Origin of the sequence: Micromonospora arida (assembly GCF_003857035.1) — a bacterium.
GTDB classification, from domain to species: Bacteria; Actinomycetota; Actinomycetes; order Mycobacteriales; family Micromonosporaceae; genus Micromonospora; species Micromonospora arida.
Window position 1 is genome coordinate 1 of record NZ_QGSY01000085.1, and the last position, 17,636, is coordinate 17,636.

Sequence of the window (17,636 nt, forward strand, 5' to 3'; positions counted from 1 at the left end):
GGGTGGGGCACTAGGGTCGGGGGATGGCGCGACGGTTGGTGGTGGCGTTGCTCGGGCCGGTGCACTGGTCGCCGCCCGGCGTCGACCTGGCGCAGTGGCGGGCGGCTCTCGCGGAAGACGTGATCGACCTGTTCGCCACGCTCAACGAGGTGGAGGTCGCGGTCGCGGTGACCCCGGCCGACCGGGCCCTGGCCGATGCGCTCGTGTGGCCCGGTACGGCGGTGTACGAGGTGGCCGAGCCGACGCCGAACGCCGTGTTCGCCGCGCTGGAGGGGTACGACCAGGCGGCCGTGCTGGTCAGTGACGTGCCTGACCTGCCCGCCCTGACCGTCGGCAAGCTGCTCCGCCCACTCACCAGTCGGTCGGTCGCGGTGGCCCCGGTCGAGGGCGGCGGCCCGGGTCTGCTCGGGGTCGCGGTACGCCTGCCCGCGCCGGACTGGCTGCCGACGCTGGAGTTGGACACGGCGACGCCTGCTGAGGCGCGCGCCAACGCCCCGCGCCCGGGTGACGTGGCGGTCACCACCGGTTGGCGACGACTGCGCGGCCCGGCTGACCTGGCCACGCTGGACCCGGCCTTCGAGGGTTGGGAAGCGACCCGCGCCCTGCTCTCCGGGTCGGGCCGACCCACCTGAACCGTCGGCACCGCCGAACGCGCCGCGGGTGCCCCCACCTGAACCGTCGGCCCCGCCGAACGCGCCGCGGGTGCCCGCTGTCGAGCTGCGGGCACCCGCGGCGCAGGCCGTCGATGCGCGGGCGTCAGGACTTGGTGTCGCCCTCGCCGTCGGTCTCGTCGGACGGACCGGACTGCCCAGACGGACCGGACTGCCCAGACGGACCGGACTGCCCGGACGGACCCGACGGATCGGGCTGATCCGACTGGCCGGGGGCCTTCTCCTCAACCCCGCCGGGGGCGGTGAAGTCGAAGCTGTCCAGCTCGCTGAGGTCCATGTCGTTCATCGCGAAGGCGACCGGGTCGGCGAAGTCGTCGTCCGATGGGAGCAGGTCCGGGTGGCCCCAGACGGCGTCGCGACCCTCGATGCCACGGTGCTGGGTGAGCGCGGCCCAGAGAGCCGCGGCCTCGCGCAGTCGGCGGGGGCGCAGTTCCAGACCGACCAGCGCGGCGAAGGTCTGCTCGGCGGGACCGCCGGCGGCCCGGCGACGGCGGAACGCCTCGCCCAGCCGGACGACGTTGGGCAGCCGATCGCTGGCGGCGCTGTCGACGACGTGGCACACCCAGCCCTCGACCAGGGCGAGTGCGGTCTCCAGGCGGGCCAGTGACGCCTTCTGCGCCGGGGTGTCCTCCGGGGTGAAGATGCCCTCCAGGGCGATCGCCTGCATCGACTCGGGGTCGGTCGGGTCGACCCGGCCCATCGCCTCCTCGATCGCCTCCCGGTTGACCCGGATGCCCGAGGCGTACATCTCGACCGCGCTGAGCACATGCCCACGCAGCCACGGGACGTGTTGGAACAGCCGCTGGTGGGCGGCCTCGCGCAGCGCCACGTAGAGGCGGACCTCGTCCTCGGGCAGCTCCAGGCCCTCGCCGTACGCCCGGATGTTGGCCGGGATCAGCGCGGCCGTGCCGGCCGGGCCGAGCGGCAGCCCGATGTCGCCCGCGGAGAGCACCTCCGCGGCGAGCGAACCGAGGGCCTGGCCCAGCTGACCGCCGAAGAGCGCGCCACCGAGGGACGCCACCATCGACTGCATCGGGCCGAGCTGGGCGCGTGCCTCCGGTGGCACCAGGTCGCCCATCGCGCCGACCATCCGGCTGGCGACGGGGTCGCACAGCTTGCGCCACACGTCGAGCGTCTTGAAGATCCACTCGTTGCGGTTCCACGCAACGGGGTTCTGGATGCCGGAGGGCCACGCCGAGGCGGGCTCCAACCACAGGTCGGCGAGGCGCAGCGCCTCCTCGACCGCGTTGCGTTCGTACATCGACACCGCCGGGTCACCGGCGGCCGCGAGCTGGCTGGCTGCTACCTGCCGGGCCAGGTCCCAGTTGACCGGCCCGCTGCCCGGCGCGGAGAGCAGGTGCTGCAACTGCGACATGAACTGCTGCATCTGCGCGGGATCGTTGGGGTCTGGTGGTTGCCCACCCGGGAGCGCGAAACCGAACGGAATATCAGGCACGACATCTACGGTACGCGGACCGCGCCCCAGGTAGCCGCCGCTGGCGTTGCGCTGAGGGCGAAGTCGCGCGGCGCAACCGGCGGGTGACCCGCAGCCGGTCGGTACGCTCTGCGGCATGAGACGTCGTGGCCTGACGGTCCTGCTCGGTGCCCTGTTCACCGCCCTGCTGAGCATCGGGGTGCTCCGGGTGCCGATTCCGTACGTGGTGCTGGGGCCGGGGCCGACGGTCAACACCCTCGGTACGACCGACGGTAAGGAGGTCATCCAGGTCTCCGGTCGGGAGACCTCGACCTCGGCCGGCCAGTTGCGGCTGACCACGGTGGGGGTGCAACCCACCGTGCGGTTGCGGGGGGCGATCGCGGGCTGGTTCTCCGACGACGAGGCGGTGGTGCCGCGTGAGCTGGTCTACCCGCCTGGGGAGTCGACGGAGCAGGTCGAGCAGCGCAACGCCGAGGACTTCAAGGCGTCGCAGACCAGCGCGGAGACCGCCGCGCTGCGGGAGTTGGGCTTTCCGGTGCAGGTGGTGATCAAGACGGTGGCCGGGGACGGCCCGGCGGCCGGGGCGCTGAAGGCCGGCGATGTGATCACCTCGGTCGACGGCCAGCCGGTGCCGGTGGCCGCGAAGGTCACCGAGCTGGTCCGGGCAAAGCCGGCGGGCACGGCGTTGACCATCGGCTACACCCGTGACGGCGTGCCGGCCACCGCGACGGTGACCAGTCAGGAGCAGGACGGCCGACCGCGGATCGGTGTCGAGATCGATCAGCAGCAGCCACACCCGTTCACGCTCGGCATCGACCTGGGCGACATCGGTGGGCCGAGCGCCGGTCTGATGTTCGCCCTGGGGATCGTGGACAAGTTGACCCCGGCCGACCTCACCGGCGGCCAGATCATCGCCGGCACCGGCACCATCGACGACGAGGGCGCCGTCGGCCCGATCGGCGGGATCGCCCAGAAGCTGGTCGGCGCCAAGCGTGCCGGGGCGAAAGTCTTTCTGGTGCCGGCGGACAACTGCGCGGAGGCGGTCCGCAATCCGCAGCCCGATCTGCCGCTGTTGCGGGTGGGCTCGTTGGACGATGCGATGACCGCTCTGGAGACGTTGCGCGCGGGTGGTCAGCCGACGCGTTGCTGACCGGTGTGACCGTGCCCCGACACGCTCAGGAACACCCCGTACTCTGGGTGCCTGGTCGGAGCCGATCATATCGAGCGTGCGGAGCCAACAGTGGTCATGCGTAGCAGCAGCCCCCTCCCGAGGATGAGCCGGCGCGGGCGCGTCACCATCGCGGTCCTGGTCGGGGTGTTCGTGCTCTTCACCCTGCTCGGCTGGGGTGTCCAGGCCTGGACCGACTGGCTCTGGTTCGACGAGGTCCGCTACACCGAGGTCTTCACCGGCGTCCTGCTCACCCGGCTGGTGCTCTTCCTCGCCATCGGCCTCGGCATGGCGGTGATCGTCGGTGGCAACCTGTGGCTGGCCTACCGGTTGCGCCCGCGACTGCGTCCGCACTCGGTGGAGCAGGCGACCCTGGAGCGCTACCGGATGGTGCTCAGCCCGCGTCTCGGCACCTGGATCTCGCTGACCGCCGCGGTGGTCGGGCTCTTCGCCGGTCTCTCCGCGCAGAACCGGTGGAACCAGTGGCTGCTCTTCCGCAACGGCGGTGACTTCGGCGTCAAGGATCCGGAGTTCGGGGTCGACATCGGCTTCTACGTCTTCCAACTGCCGTTCTGGCGTTACCTGCTCGGGGTCGCCTTCACCGCTGTGGTGCTGGCCGTGATCGGCGCGCTGGCGGTGCACTACCTCTTCGGCGGGGTCCGCCTGCAGGGCGTCGGCGACCGGATGAGCAACGCGGCCCGCGCGCACCTGAGCACCCTGGTCGCGGTCTTCGTGCTGTTGAAGGCGATCGCGTACGTGTTGGACCGGCGGGCCATGCTGCTGGAGTACAACGAGGGCGCCAAGTTGTACGGCGCCGGCTACGCCGACGTCAACGCGTTGCTGCCGGCGAAGGAGATCCTCGCCTACATCTCGATCGTGGTGGCGATCGCGATCCTCGTGTTCTCCAACGCCTGGATGCGGAACCTGGTCTGGCCGGGGATCTCGCTGGCGCTGCTCGGCGTGTCCGCGGTGGCCATCGGCGGCATCTACCCCTGGGCGGTGCAGACCTTCGAGGTCAAGCCGAGCGCCAAGGACAAGGAAGCGCCGTACATCCAGCGCAGCATCGACGCGACGCGGGCGGCGTTCGGGTTGGGGGCCACCGAGACGACCCCGTACGCGGCGAACAACCTCACCCCACCGGCGAACCTGGCCACCGACACCTCGGTGGTGTCGAACGTGCGACTGCTCGACCCGCAGTTGGTCAGCGAGACGTACACCCAGCTCCAGCAGGTGCGTGGCTTCTACGACTTCGGTCCGAAGCTGGACATCGACCGCTACGGGGTGAACGGCAAGGTCTCCGACTACGTGGTCGGCGTCCGGGAGATCAACTACGGCGAGCTGACCGACCAGCAGAACACCTGGATCAACCGGCACACCGTCTACACCCACGGGTACGGGCTGGTGGCCGCCCCGGCCAACCAGGTGGTCTGCGGGGGGCAGCCGTTCTTCGTCTCCGGCTTCCTCGGTGAGAAGACCCAGGAGGCGTGCTCCTCGCAGACCGAGCAGATCCCGGCCAAGCAGCCGCGCATCTACTACGGCGAGCGGATGGCGGCCGACGACTACGCCATCGTCGGGCAGTCCGACCCGAACAAGAAGGCCGAGTTCGACCGGCCGGTCGGTGAGGGCGGCGGCGAGTCCTACACCTACACCGGTGAGGGCGGTGTGGAGATCGGCTCGTTCACCCGGCGACTGCTGTACGCCATCAAGGAGCAGGAGTCGAACTTCCTGCTCTCCGAGGCGGTCAACGAGGATTCCAAGCTGCTCTACGTGCGTAACCCGCGCGACCGGGTGGAGAAGGTCGCGCCGTTCCTCACCCTGGACGGCGACCCGTACCCGGCGGTGGTCGACGGTCGGGTTCAGTGGATCGTGGACGGCTACACCACGGCGGCCTCCTACCCGTACGCGGAGAAGGTCAACCTGCAGACCGAGACCACCGACGAGTTGACCAACCGGGGCACCTTCCAGCTGGCCCGGGAAGACGTCAACTACATGCGCAACTCGGTGAAGGCCACCGTCGACGCGTACGACGGCACGGTGAAGCTCTACGAGTACGACGACACCGACCCGGTGCTCAAGGCGTGGAACAAGGCGTTCGGCGGTGACCTGGTGCTGCCGAAGGCGGAGATCCCGGTCGAGCTGACCGAGCACCTGCGCTACCCGGCGGACATGTTCAAGGTGCAGCGCAACCTGCTGACCAAGTTCCACGTGACGAACCCGGGTGACTTCTACTCGGCGCAGGACTTCTGGCAGGTGCCCAACGTGCCGGACGCTCCGGACAGCGGCCAGAAGCAGCCTCCGTACTACCTCTTCACCCAGTTCCCCGGGCAGGAGAGCCCCCGGTTCCAGCTCACCTCGGCGGTCACGCCGAACGGCCGGCAGAACCTCGCCGCGCTGATCTCCGGGTCGTACGTCGAGGGGAAGCCCCGGCTGGAGGTGCTGGAGTTGCCGGACCAGACCCGGATCTCCGGCCCGGTGCAGGTGCACCAGCAGATGACCAACAACGCGAACATCCGTCAGCAGCTCAACCTGCTCTCCAGCAACCAGGCGCAGGTGCAGTACGGCAACCTGCTCTCGTTGCCGTTCGCCGACGGGATGCTCTACGTCGAACCGGTCTACGTGAAGAGCAACCAGCAGGACGCGTACCCGCTGTTGCAGAAGGTGCTGCTCTCGTACGGTGACGGCGGCTCCTTCGTGGCGCTCGCCGACAACATCAACGACGGCATCAAGCAGTTGGTCGAGCAGGGTAAGAAGGCCGGGCAGGGTACGTCGCCGCCGCCGACGACCGGGGGCAATCCGACGACCCCGACGCCGACTCCGGCGCCTTCGGGGACGGCGGCGCCAACACCGACCCCGAGCGCCGGCACGCCACCGCCGACCGGTGACCTGGCTGCCGCCGCGGACCGGGTGCAGACCGCGATCACCGAGGTCCGGGCCGCGCAGACGTCGGGCGACTTCGAGCGGTACGGGCGTGCGCTGAAGGCCCTCGACGAGGCGCTCACCGCGTTCCAGCAGGCGCAGCAGGCCGCTGGCGTGCCGGGTGCCAGCCCGAGCGCCGGCGGCTGACCCGCCCGCCACCGCCGGGAGTACGTCTCGGAGCCCTCGTCGTTCGGACCGCACCGGTCCGAACGGCGGGGGCTCCGCCGCGTCCGGGCTGTGCCCCCGCTGTCACCTCGCCGACAGGGGCAGCTGGGCCGCAACCCGCGGCACCGGTTCGCCGTCCTCAATTGCAACGGGGTGGATGAGGGGGAGCAATTGTGAGGGACGGGCAAAGCTTCGATGACTTCTACCGCAGTACGACGCGGCGGATGATGCGGTACGGCTATGCGGTCGTCGGCGACTACGACGAGGCGCAGGACCTGGTGCAGGAGGCGTACGCCCGGGCCTGGCGGCAGTGGGGGAGGTTGTCGGCGCATCCGGCGCCGGAGGCGTGGCTGCGACTGGTGGTGTCCCGGTTGGCGACCGACCGCTGGCGGCGGCTGCGCGGTCTGCGGGGCGCGTTGCGGTTGGCCGGGCCTCCGCCGTCGGTGTCTCCGCCCAGCGAGGACAGCGTGCTGCTGGTCCAGGCCCTGCGTCAGGTGCCGGCAACCCACCGGCGAGCCCTGGCGCTGCACTACCTGTTCGACATGCCTGTCGAGGAGATCGCCGATGAGATCGGCGTACCCGTTGGCACGGTGAAGTCGTGGCTCTCCCGCGGTCGGGCCCGACTCGCCGCGTTGCTGCCCGATCTGGCTGTCGTGGAATTGGAGGCCACCGATGTCGCGTGAACTGTCCGAGCTGTACAGGTCCCTCGCCGCCGACGCTGACGCTCGCGATGTGGGCCTTCCCGACGTGCTACGGCACCGGGCGGACCGTCGGGCCCGCTTCCGTGCGGCCGGGGGGACCCTCGCCGTGGGGCTGGTGGTGGTGGGCGTGGTGATCGGGGCCCAGGTGGTCACCCCGCCGTCGGCGTCCGTACCCGCGCCGGCCGGCGCGCCGACGCCGTCGACGTCGCCGTCTCCCAGCCCGACTGGCGGTTCGCCATCGCCGTCCGTCCCGCCGACCACGCCCGGCCGCTCTCCGGGTACGACGTCTCCGGGTGCCACCGGCACGCAGCCCGCCAGGACGCCGACCAGCATCCCGGATCGGGCGTTCTTCGCGCTGGCGCCGACCAACCAGGTGGGCATCGCGCCAGAGTTCCGGGACGAGGCCGTACTGCCGAACCTGTGCGGCGCAGACATCGGGGGTGAGGCGGTCGTGCACCGCCGTACTCGGCTCCTGATCTACAAGCTGCCGCAGACCCCCAAGGGGTACGTCCCGGACGGCAGCTACACGCACTCCATCACCATCTACCGGGCCGGGCGCGCCGACGACGTGCTGAAGGAGTTGCGGCAGGCGGTGCGGGACTGCCCGGTGCAGAAGATGCCGGGCGACGACACGCTGGGGGAGAGCAGGCAGCGGTTGATCCCCGACAGCGGGTTCGGCGACGAGTCGGTGCTGTTCGAGATGCGCAGCGCGGGTCAGGACGTCAACGGCGACCCGACCGGTGCGGACGTCGTTCGCCTGGTCCGGGCGATCCGGGTCGGCGACGTGGTGACCATTCTCTGGGAGCAGGGCTGGGAGGGCACCTCCAGCCAGCGGGCGCAGGTCGACGCGGACGGTCGCCGCGCGGTCGCCGCCATCCGGAGGTGGCTTGGCTGACCGGGACGTGCCGGACCGCGGTCCGGTGGATTCGGATGTCGTTTTGCGGGGCCCGGGGGTGGTGCGCTACGGTTAGCGAGCCGACGCGGGGTGGAGCAGCTCGGTAGCTCGCTGGGCTCATAACCCAGAGGTCGCAGGTTCAAATCCTGTCCCCGCTACAAAGTTCGAAGCCCGTCTCCGGGTCACCGGAGGCGGGTTTTCGACTTTCTGGCGTGGCGGGCCCCAGCGGTTGGTGACCCCCGCTGATCATCGCCGGAACGGGTGGGTTAGTCTTAACCAGTCGACGCGGGGTGGAGCAGCTCGGTAGCTCGCTGGGCTCATAACCCAGAGGTCGCAGGTTCAAATCCTGTCCCCGCTACCACTGAAAGTGATACGAGTCCGGCCCCCACACTGTGGGGGCCGGACTTGTTTGGTGCCGCTGTCGAAATGAGGGGCCCCGGAGGGGCCGGCACCTCGTCGGCACCGGCCCCGGGCGGTTTTTCTACCGCAGGCCGAAGGCCCGGGTGACGGTCTGGGTGACGCCGCCACCGTTGCGCTGCTTGGCGGTGACCCGGATCGACACGAAGTCGGCCCGGTGCGGCGCGTTCAACGTCGCCTGCCAGGTGCCCTTCTTCTCCCGCAGGTCCTGCCGCTGCCAGCTCACCCCGTCGTCGTAGGAGATCTCCAGCTGGAGCGACGACACGGCGTCGCGGGCAGCGGTGCTGCCCACCACCACGGGCGTGATCGAGAAGTCGGTTCGGCGCTTCGTCCGACCCGCGAGGTCCACGTCCGTTCCGTAGTCCAGTTGGACCAGCGGGATGGCTTGCACCTCGGTGCTGCCGCCGGAGACGAAGCTCCACTCGGTGTGCGTGGCGGTCGAGTACGGGCTGAACTCGGGCTTGCCAGTGGTCTCGACGACCAGTCGGTACGGCAGCTTCTCCGGCGACAGGTCACCCGCGCCGACCTCAGGCCAGCCGTCGAACTGGGTCAGCTGCTTGTCGCCCTGATAGAACGTGGCGATCTGCGACATGCTGGCCCCGCCACTGTGGGCGGCGCCCGCGTCGCCGAAACCCTGGATGTAGGCGCTCATGGCGGTCTCACCACGGAACGGGATCTCGGTGCTGAGCAGGCGTGGCCGGGTGATGGGCCCGAACCAGCGGTCCTTCTGGACGCTGCCCGGCCGGTACGCGATGGCCTCCGTGTTGGACCGCGCCCAGTCGGCGACGTCGGCGTACTGCATCCACTTGACGCCGCCGCCCGCGGAGACCCAGTCGGTACGCGGCCCCGGCGCGACCGGCTCGAACGGGAAGGGCCGCGCCGCCGCGTACTCGTACGGCGGGAAGTCCATCCGGGTCTCGCTGGACTGCTTCCCCGGGGGCGGGGAGAAGGTGAGATCGATCCGGGCGAGGTTGCGCGGGTCGGTCTTGGCGGACGGGTCCTTCGGCACCCCGCCACTGTGGTAGTCCACCAGGTCGTACAGGTACTTCGCCCTGGGGTGGGCGACCACGACCAGTCGTACCGGGTTGCGGCCCGCAGCGGTGATCTTCTGGATCAACGCCTCGCCCTCGTCCATCGTCACCGAGGCCACCGGGATCGGTCCGGTCGTCACGGCGTCGGGGTTGCCGTACCAGTCGCTCCTGCGGCCCGCCTGGTCGTTGACCACGACGAGCATCGCTGCACCGGCGGTGTGCGCCGCCGTTGCCTGATCCGTGGGGGTCACCGAGTCGTTGGCGCGGACGATTACGGCCCTGCCGCGGGCGGCGAGGCCGGCGTAGTCGGCGGTGCCGCCGGCACCCGCGAAGACGGCGTCCAGGCGCGAGGTGCCGTCGGGCAGCGGCGGGGAACCGGGCTGGGCGAGCGGGTCGCTGAGCTGCCGGCCGGGGTAGCTGATGGCCAGCGGCGTCTGCTCGGCGCGGATCCGGGTGGTGAAGACGAAGCTGCCCTTGCGCACCTTGTCCCTGGTCGGTAGGGCCCACAGGCTGTCGTAGGCGGCACCCGGCCAGAACGTCTCGCGGAGGGCGTTCCAGTCGGTGGGTGTCGGCTCGCTCGAGGTGAAGGAGCGGTAGACGTCGATTCGACTGTTGACGACGGCAGTCGGCTGGGGTGTCGCCACCTTCACCTGGCGGGCCCTGGCGGCGTCGAGTTCCACGACCCGGTCGGTGCTCAGGTCGACCTCGGGAGCGGTCAGCATCGCGAGCCCGAGGGAGCGGGGCCCGCGCAGACCCTCCACGTCCGCCGCCGTGACGACGGTGTACGAGCCGGGCGCCAGGCGGGCGGTGAGCTTTCCGTCCGGCACCCACATGAAGGCGGAGCCGGTCTCGGCGTTGACGACCTCGACCTCGCCGCTCATGGGCCGGCCGGCGCGGTCCTTCAGGTGGATGGTGAGGTTGTGCTTCTTGGACTCCACGGCGAGCCCGACGGCCGTGTGCACCTCGCCGGCGGCGAACCGGGCCGTGACCTGGGCGGAGTACCTGCCGGCGGGAAGGCCGGCCGGGGCCACCACGACGTCGACCGTCGCGCTGGCCCGAGCGGGCACCGTGACGCGGTCGGCGGTTGCCGTGAACGTCTGCGCGGGGGTGGTGCCGCCGTCGACGGAGAGCTCCAACGCGATCGGGCTGTCCGTGGTGTTGGTGTAGGTGATCGTCCGCTTGATCGGCTGTGGTGCGGTGCCCCAGCCGACGAGTCCGGCGTCCAGCGACCCGGACGCGACGACCTGGTCCTGGTGGTAGGCGGCGGCGACGTTCAACCGACCGCTGCCGGCCTGGTAGGCGTCGTAGTCGGGCGTGCGGACGCTGGTGCTCATCAGCGCGTCCTTGATCTGCCGCGCGCTCCAGGTCGGGTGCTTCTGCACCAGCAGGGCGGCCGCCCCGGCGACGTGCGGCGCTGCCATCGAGGTGCCACTGTCGGCGTAGTAGTAGCCCTCACCCCAGGAGATGTGCTGCGAGCGTGCCGCCAGCACGTCCACCCCGGGAGCGGTCATGTCCGGCTTGAGAGCCTCGTCGTTCATCCGGGGTCCGACGCTGGAGAATTGCGCCAGGTGGTCGGAGGTGTCCACCGCGCCGATGGTCAGCGCGGCGTCCGCGGTGCCCGGCGCACCGAGGGTGTACGGGTCTGGTCCGCTGTTGCCGGCGGCCACCACGAAGAGCGCGCCCGTCTCGGCGGTCAGCTGGTTGACGGCCTGGCTCAGCGGGTCGTCCTGGGTGTGCCACGCGCTGACGCCGAGGCTCATGTTGATCACTTTGGCGTGCTCGGCCCGCGCCGCCCACTCCATGCCCGCGATGATCCCCGAGATGGACCCGCTGCCGTACTCGTCGAGGACCTTGCCGATCACCAGGTCGGCGTCGGGGGCCACGCCCCGTTCCTTGCCGCCGGAGGCGGCGCCCGTCCCGGCGACGGTGGAGGCGGTGTGGGTGCCGTGCCCGTTCCGGTCGATCACGTCCTGGCCGGGGATGAAGCTCCGGGAGGCCACCACCTGGTCGGCGAGATCCGGGTGGGTGGTGTCCACCCCGCTGTCCAGGACGGCGACCCGGACACCGCTGCCGGTGCCACCCGCGGCCCACGCCGCGGGCGCGCCGATCTGGGCGGTGGTGTCGGCCAGGGTGGCCTTCGCCTTGCCGTCGAGCCACACCTTGTCGACGCCGGCCGCGAAGGAGGGTGCCGGGGCCGCAGCGCTGCGGCCGGTCGGCGACTGTCCATTGGTGAGGGCCGCCCAGAAGTCCGCGGCCTGCGATCGGCGGGTGCGGATCGCCTCGCCACGGACGGAGGGAAGCTCCAGCGTGGTCTGCGCGCCCGGCAGCGTGGTGCCGGCCCTGAGCTTCGCCGCACCCGTCGTGCGGGTGACGATCAGGGGGAGTTCGGCGGTCCGTGCGTCGTCGTAGCCCTGGGCGATGAGCTGGGTGACGTCGAACAACTGCTTGTCGAGTCGACCGGTGGCGAGGTACGGCAACGCCTCGTCCGGGTACACGTAGGTGTCCCGGCCCTCTGTGGAGACGCGTACGGAGCCGGTGGCACCCGGGGCGCGCTTGACATCCACCGAGGGGCTTGCGCCGTGGACGCCCGGGGTCACCGTCACCCGGTCGCCGGTGATCAGCGTGACCGTGACGGGTGCGCGTTCCGCGTTGCCGCTCGGAGCAGATCTCGTCGGCGGGGGCGGGGGCGGTGGGGCGCCGTGCGCCGCTGTGGGAGTGAGCAGAGCGGCGACGAGGGTGACGCCGACCGCTGCCGCCGCAGATCTTCGGGTACGAGAGATCCGCGCACTGTCTACAGAGTTGAGCATGAGGCGAATCCGATCACCTCAAGACATTCATGTAAAGATCATCATCTTTGCCGGGACGTTGCGAGCGCGTTGCGCCCCGGCCGGAGAGCTTCCCGACCATCCGGTCCCGTGATTCGGTGTGGACCGACGTGCCGAGGTTGCGCCCTTCGGCGAGGATGGGCACATGTCTTCATTCGGTAAGTGGTGGGGCCGCCTGAGCGCGGTCTTCGGTGCGGTCGTACTGGCGGTCTTCGTGCCGGTCGCGGCCTGGGCGTCCACGGGCACCGGCGAACTCGTGGTGGAGGCCGCCCGGCGGCGAGGCCGCAGTGGCTTCGGGGTGCTCCCTCTGCTCTGCTGCCTGGTGGTGGTCGCGATCATCGTGTTCCTGGTGTTGCGTCTGATGCGCAACCGCCGGGGTGGCCCGCCGCGCTGACCGGGCCCGAGGCGTCGACGGGTCACCAGCGGCCGGCCCCGGGCCGGCCGCCGGTGCTCACACCGCCAGGGCCGCGATGGCCTGCGACAGGAAACGCGCGGTGGCCTCGCGGGTGCCGTCGCGCTTGACGCGGATGCGCTCGGCGGCGGTGACCAGCAGGGTGCGCACCTTGGCGTGCCCCCTGGGCGGCGGCGCAGGCGCAGGCCCGAGCAGGTCGGCGATGCTGGCGCCGAACTCGGCGGCCCGTCGCTGGGCCGGGTCGGTGATGCTGCCCTCGGCGTAGCGGCGGACCTGGGCACTGGCGTTCAGCCCCCGCTCGTGGCCGAGAACGGCGCCAACCTCACCATTGGTGGTCAAAAAGTTGATCACGTCGGCGACCGCGTCCGGGTGGCGGGTGCCCCGGAAGGCCGCCCAGTACATCGACGCTCGCGCCCACTGAGCCCCCGGCGGTCCGGGAACGCCGACGATGCCCAACTCGGACTCGGTGAGTCGTTGCAGCTCCGGTAGCTGGTGCGACCAGGCGAAGGACGCCGCCGTCACCCCGCTCACCACCAGTTGCCGGGCCGGCTCGCCGCTGTCGGCCTGCTCGACCAGGGCCGCGCTCGGCGTGGCTCGGCTCCGGCGGGCCCGCTGCCACAACTCGAACCACGCGATCAGCTCGTCCGCGCCGAAGCCGAGCTGGTTGCCCCGGTAGAACTCGCCGCCCTGCGACCGCAGCCAGAGCCAGAGCGCCCGGTAGTCGCCCGACCCGTCCATCGTGCCGGCCACCCGGCGGTCGCTGGCCTCGGTGACCTGCGTGGCCCAGGAGATGTACTCGGCCCAGGTCATCCCGGCGCGTGGCTCCGGCATCTGCAGCTCCCGCAGCAGGTCCCGGTTGAACACCACGACAGCGTGGGTCTGCCCGGCGGCCACCGCCATCGTCCGCCCCTCCACCGTGCCGTAGCGGATCAGACCTTCCGGCAGGCCCCGAAGATCCAGGTGGTGGTCGGTGAGGTCGAGGATGACCTGACGTTGGGTGTACTCGGTCAGCATGGCGTCGTCGATCTGGATCAGGTCCGGTACGTTCCCGCCGCCCGCCTGGGTGGCCAGCCGGTCGTAGTAGCCGTCGGCGCCCTGCCAGGTGACCCGGAAGGTGACCCGGGGGTTGCGATCCGAGTAGAGCCGCAGCGCCTTCTCGGTGAGTTCGGCCCGCTTGGTGCCACCCCACCAGAAGACCGACAGCTCGACGGGCCCGTCCTGGGTCGAGGTGGCGGCGCCGTCGGTGCACCCCGCCAGCCCGCCGGACGCGAGCAGAGGTGCGCCGAGCAGCGCGCCGAGCAGTCGGCGCCGGCCCGGGTCGGCACCGAGGCGGTCGAGCGGGGGTCGAACAACGGGCACGGGGCTCTCCTGGACCTACGGGGGTGGCGGTCGGACCATTCACGCAGGCAGCGCACGAAGGTGTCAACGTCCGTCCGGTCACCCTCGGCCGGGTGGTCGAATCAGGCCCTTCCAATGTCGCGTGGTGTACTAGGGCGCGTGGAACTTCTGCACTCGGGCAAGGTCCGGGACGTCTACGCCGACGGCGACGACCTGATCCTGGTCGCCTCGGATCGCATCTCGATCTACGACGTGGCGCTGCCGACGCCGATCCCGGACAAGGGTCGCCTGCTCACCGCGCTCTCGCTCTGGTGGTTCGAGCAGCTCGCCGACCTGGTTCCGAACCACGTCATCTCGGCCACCGACGTGCCCGCCGAGTTCGCCGGGCGGGCCATCCGCTGCCAGCGGCTGGACATGGTCCCGGTCGAGTGCGTCGCCCGTGGTTACCTGACCGGCGGCGGCCTGCGTGAGTACGAGCAGACCGGCGCGGTCTCCGGCGTACCACTGCCGCGAGGGCTGGGCGAGGCGTCGATCCTGCCCGAGCCGATCTTCACGCCGTCGAGCAAGGCGCCGATGGGCGAGCACGACGAGCCGATCACGTACGACGACGTGGTGGACAAGGTGGGTCAGGCCACCGCCGAGCGGCTGCGGCAGATCACCATCGACATCTACCGGCGCGGCGCCGAGTTGGCCGCCGACCGGGGCATCCTGGTCGCCGACACCAAGATCGAGCTGGGTTGGGCGCCGGACGGCACGCTGGTCCTCGCCGACGAACTGCTCACCTCCGACTCGTCGCGGTTCTGGCCGGCCGAGTCGTACCAGCCGGGCCGGGTGCAGTTCTCCTACGACAAGCAGTACGTGCGGGACTGGGCCACCGGCAGCGGCTGGAACAAGCAGGCCCCCGCCCCGGACATGCCGGCCGAGGTGGTCGAGGCGACCCGGGCTCGCTACATCGACGTCTACGAGAAGCTCACCGGCAACCGCTGGGAGTGACAGCTCACTCCACCCAGTCGAGGGTGCGCTGTACGGCCTTGCGCCACTGGCGCAGCTCCTCCTCGCGCAGCTTCGGGGCCATGGCCGGCTCCCACTGCGCGTCGGAGCGCCACTGCGCCCGCAGGGTGGCCAGGTCCGGCCAGAAGCCCACCGCCAGACCGGCCGCGTACGCGGCGCCCAGGCAGGTGGTCTCGGTGATCCGGGAGCGGATCACCGGCACGTCGAGCACATCGGCGACGAACTGCATGAGCAGGCCGTTGGCGGTCATCCCGCCGTCCACCCGGAGGCGGCGCAGCGCCACATCCGAGTCGGCGTTCATCGCGTCGACCACCTCGCGGGTCTGCCACGCCGACGCCTCCAGCACCGCACGCGCCAGGTGCCCCTTGGTGATGTAGCCGGTCAGGCCGGCGATCACCCCGCGGGCGTCGCTGCGCCAGTGCGGGGCGAACAGCCCCGAGAAAGCCGGCACCACGTAGCAGCCGCCGTTGTCGTCCACGGTGCGGGCCAACTCCTCCACCTCGGCGGCCGTGGAGATCAGCCCGAGGTTGTCCCGCAGCCACTGCACCAGCGAGCCGGTGACCGCGATGGCGCCTTCGAGGGCGTACGCCGGTGGTTGGTCCTTGATCCGGTAGGCGACCGTGGTGAGCAGGCCGTGCGTCGACGGGACCGGGCTGGCGCCGGTGTTGAGCAGCAGGAAACTGCCGGTGCCGTAGGTGCACTTCGCCTCACCCGGCTGGAAGCAGGTCTGCCCGAACAGGGCGGCCTGCTGGTCGCCGAGCGCACTCGCCACCGGCACCCCGGCGAGCACCCCGCCGGCCGTGCCGTACACCTCGGCGGAGCAACGGATCTCCGGCAGCATCGCCGCCGGAACACCCATCGCGTCCAGCAGCTCCGGGGCCCAGTCCAGGGTCGTGAGGTCCATCAGCATGGTCCGGCTGGCGTTGGTCACGTCGGTGACGTGCTCGCCGGTCAGCTTCCAGATCAGCCAGCTGTCCATGGTGCCGAAGAGCACCTCGCCGCGCTCGGCGCGCTCGCGCAGGCCGTCGACCTCGTCGAGCAGCCAGCGCAGCTTCGGCCCGGCGAAGTAGGTGGCCAGCGGCAGGCCCGTGCGGGCCCGGAACCGCTCCTCGCCGTACGCCGAGGCGAGCTCGCGCAGCAGCGGCCCGGTGCGGGTGTCCTGCCAGACGATGGCGTTGGCCACCGGGCGGCCGGTGGCCCGGTCCCAGACGACTGTGGTCTCCCGCTGGTTGGTGATGCCGACGGCGGCCAGCCCGGACGCGTCGGTGCCGGCGGCCCGCAGCGCCTCGGCGACCACCTGCTCGACGTTGTCCCAGATCTCCTCGGCGTCGTGCTCCACCCACCCCGGTCGGGGGAAGATCTGCCGGTGCTCGCGCTGGGCCACGGCGACGATGTCCCCGGCCCGGTCGAAGACGATGCACCGCGAGGAGGTGGTGCCCTGGTCGATGGCGGCGACGTACTGGGGGGTCACCGCAGCACCGTACCCGGACGGCGGCGCGGCGCGACAGGCGTCACGGCGGGTTCCGGCCCGCCGCCGTCGGCGGCAGTCGGCGTCCCCTACGATGTGCGAACGTGCGCGACATCGCAGTTTTCAGTGGAACCGCCCATCCCGACCTGGCTGCCGAGATCTGCGCCCACCTGGGGGTGCCGCTGCACCCGGTGCGGGTCTCCCGGTTCGCGAACGACTGTCTGGAAGTCCAGTTGCAGGCCAACTGCCGGGAGCGGGACGTCTTCCTGATCCAGCCGTTGGTGCCGCCGGTGCAGGAGCACCTGGTCGAGCTGCTGCTGATGATCGACGCTGCCCGGGGTGCCTCCGCCGGTCGGATCACCGTGGTGCTGCCGCACTACGCGTACGCCCGGTCGGACAAGAAGGACGCGCCACGGATCTCGATCGGCGCGCGGCTCGTCGCTGACCTGCTCACCTCGGCCGGGGCGGACCGGGTGCTCGCGATGACCCTGCACTCGCCGCAGGTGCACGGCTTCTTCAGCGTCCCGGTGGATCACCTGCACGCGCTGCGGGAGCTGGCCACCCACTTCCGGCGCTACGACCTCAGCAACACAGTGGTGGTCTCGCCCGACCTGGGCAACGCCAAGGAGGCCGCGGCCTTCGCCCGGCTGCTCGGCACGCCGGTCGCGGCCGGGGCGAAGCAGCGGTTCAGCGACGACCTGGTCAAGATCAGCGCGGTGATCGGCGACGTGGCCGACCGGGATGTCATCGTGCTGGACGACGAGATCGCCAAGGGCAGCACGGTGGTCGAGCTGATGGAGCATCTGCGCGGCCTGAATGTCCGGTCGATCCGGCTCGCCTGCACGCACGGCCTCTTCTCCGGCGACGCGTTGCAGCGGCTCAGCGACCAGGACGGCGTCCTGGAGATCGTCTGCACCAACACGGTGCCGATCCCCGCCGCCAAGCGGGTCCCCAAGTTGCAGGTCCTGTCGGTGGCCCCCGCCCTGGCCGAGGCGACGCGCCGAATCCACAACGGAGAATCCGTCTCCGCCCTCTTCGCCTAACCCGTCCTCGCCCCTCGCCTCTTACCCCGCGCGATCTTGCAGTTTGTGTCGCCAGGATGAGCGGGTTTGGGCGATTCGCCGGGACAGTAAGTGCAAGATCGCGCGCTGCGGGGGTGGGGCGCGCGATCTTGCACTTACTG

At 71.0% G+C, this 17,636-nt stretch carries 11 protein-coding genes, 2 tRNA genes and 1 pseudogene; 10 read left to right on the top strand and 4 right to left on the bottom strand.

The window, feature by feature from the left end; genetic code table 11:
* Window positions 1-23: 23 nt before the first annotated feature.
* Window positions 24-632 carry a hypothetical protein gene (locus tag DLJ58_RS03040; protein WP_124853746.1) on the top strand — a complete coding sequence of 203 codons (609 nt, stop codon included), beginning with the start codon at window positions 24-26 and terminating at the stop codon, window positions 630-632.
* 226 nt (window positions 633-858) lie between these two features.
* On the opposite strand, the pseudogene DLJ58_RS03045 reads toward DLJ58_RS03040, so the two are convergent.
* Window positions 859-2,127, bottom strand: a pseudogene (locus DLJ58_RS03045) (zinc-dependent metalloprotease); the annotation flags it as partial.
* A 115-nt stretch (window positions 2,128-2,242) separates the two neighbouring features.
* Between DLJ58_RS03045 and DLJ58_RS03050 the strand changes: the two are divergent.
* From DLJ58_RS03050 to DLJ58_RS03075, 6 genes are all read left to right on the top strand, one after another.
* Window positions 2,243-3,256, top strand: coding sequence for a YlbL family protein (locus DLJ58_RS03050; RefSeq protein ID WP_208740822.1), 1,014 nt, complete (start codon window positions 2,243-2,245; stop codon window positions 3,254-3,256).
* 96 nt (window positions 3,257-3,352) lie between these two features.
* Window positions 3,353-6,337 (top strand): UPF0182 family membrane protein, encoded by a 2,985-nt coding sequence (locus tag DLJ58_RS03055; RefSeq protein WP_124853747.1) that lies wholly within the window; start codon window positions 3,353-3,355, stop codon window positions 6,335-6,337.
* A gap of 191 nt (window positions 6,338-6,528) precedes the next feature.
* Window positions 6,529-7,038: an RNA polymerase sigma factor gene (locus tag DLJ58_RS03060; RefSeq protein WP_124853748.1), complete on the top strand. Its 510-nt coding sequence runs from the start codon at window positions 6,529-6,531 to the stop codon at window positions 7,036-7,038.
* Complete coding sequence (locus DLJ58_RS03065; RefSeq protein WP_124853749.1) at window positions 7,028-7,951, top strand: hypothetical protein; 924 nt, start codon at window positions 7,028-7,030, stop codon at window positions 7,949-7,951. The genes DLJ58_RS03060 and DLJ58_RS03065 overlap by 11 nt, the downstream gene beginning before the upstream one ends.
* 84 nt (window positions 7,952-8,035) lie before the next feature.
* Window positions 8,036-8,109: transfer RNA gene (locus DLJ58_RS03070), tRNA-Met, on the top strand.
* Between the two features lie 126 nt (window positions 8,110-8,235).
* A tRNA-Met gene (locus tag DLJ58_RS03075) sits at window positions 8,236-8,312 on the top strand.
* A 120-nt stretch (window positions 8,313-8,432) separates the two neighbouring features.
* Here DLJ58_RS03075 and DLJ58_RS03080 read toward each other — a convergent pair.
* Window positions 8,433-12,206 (bottom strand): S8 family serine peptidase, encoded by a 3,774-nt coding sequence (locus tag DLJ58_RS03080; protein WP_124853750.1) that lies wholly within the window; start codon window positions 12,204-12,206, stop codon window positions 8,433-8,435.
* 163 nt (window positions 12,207-12,369) lie between these two features.
* Here DLJ58_RS03080 and DLJ58_RS03085 point away from each other — a divergent pair, with 163 nt between their 5' ends.
* On the top strand, window positions 12,370-12,618 hold the full coding sequence (locus tag DLJ58_RS03085) for a hypothetical protein (RefSeq protein WP_124853751.1): 249 nt from the start codon (window positions 12,370-12,372) through the stop codon (window positions 12,616-12,618).
* Between the two features lie 57 nt (window positions 12,619-12,675).
* On the opposite strand, the gene DLJ58_RS03090 is transcribed toward DLJ58_RS03085, so the two are convergent.
* On the bottom strand, window positions 12,676-13,995 hold the full coding sequence (locus DLJ58_RS03090) for an ABC transporter substrate-binding protein (RefSeq protein ID WP_124853752.1): 1,320 nt from the start codon (window positions 13,993-13,995) through the stop codon (window positions 12,676-12,678).
* Between the two features lie 138 nt (window positions 13,996-14,133).
* Here DLJ58_RS03090 and DLJ58_RS03095 point away from each other — a divergent pair, with 138 nt between their 5' ends.
* The gene (locus DLJ58_RS03095; RefSeq protein WP_124853753.1) at window positions 14,134-14,967 is read left to right on the top strand and encodes a phosphoribosylaminoimidazolesuccinocarboxamide synthase; all 834 of its coding nucleotides are present in this window, start codon (window positions 14,134-14,136) and stop codon (window positions 14,965-14,967) included.
* Between the two features lie 4 nt (window positions 14,968-14,971).
* On the opposite strand, the gene glpK is transcribed toward DLJ58_RS03095, so the two are convergent.
* Complete coding sequence (glpK, locus tag DLJ58_RS03100; RefSeq protein ID WP_124853754.1) at window positions 14,972-16,456, bottom strand: glycerol kinase GlpK; 1,485 nt, start codon at window positions 16,454-16,456, stop codon at window positions 14,972-14,974.
* 101 nt (window positions 16,457-16,557) lie between these two features.
* On the opposite strand from glpK, the gene DLJ58_RS03105 reads away from it, so the two are divergent.
* Window positions 16,558-17,496, top strand: coding sequence for a ribose-phosphate diphosphokinase (locus DLJ58_RS03105; RefSeq protein WP_124853755.1), 939 nt, complete (start codon window positions 16,558-16,560; stop codon window positions 17,494-17,496).
* Window positions 17,497-17,636: the final 140 nt, after the last annotated feature.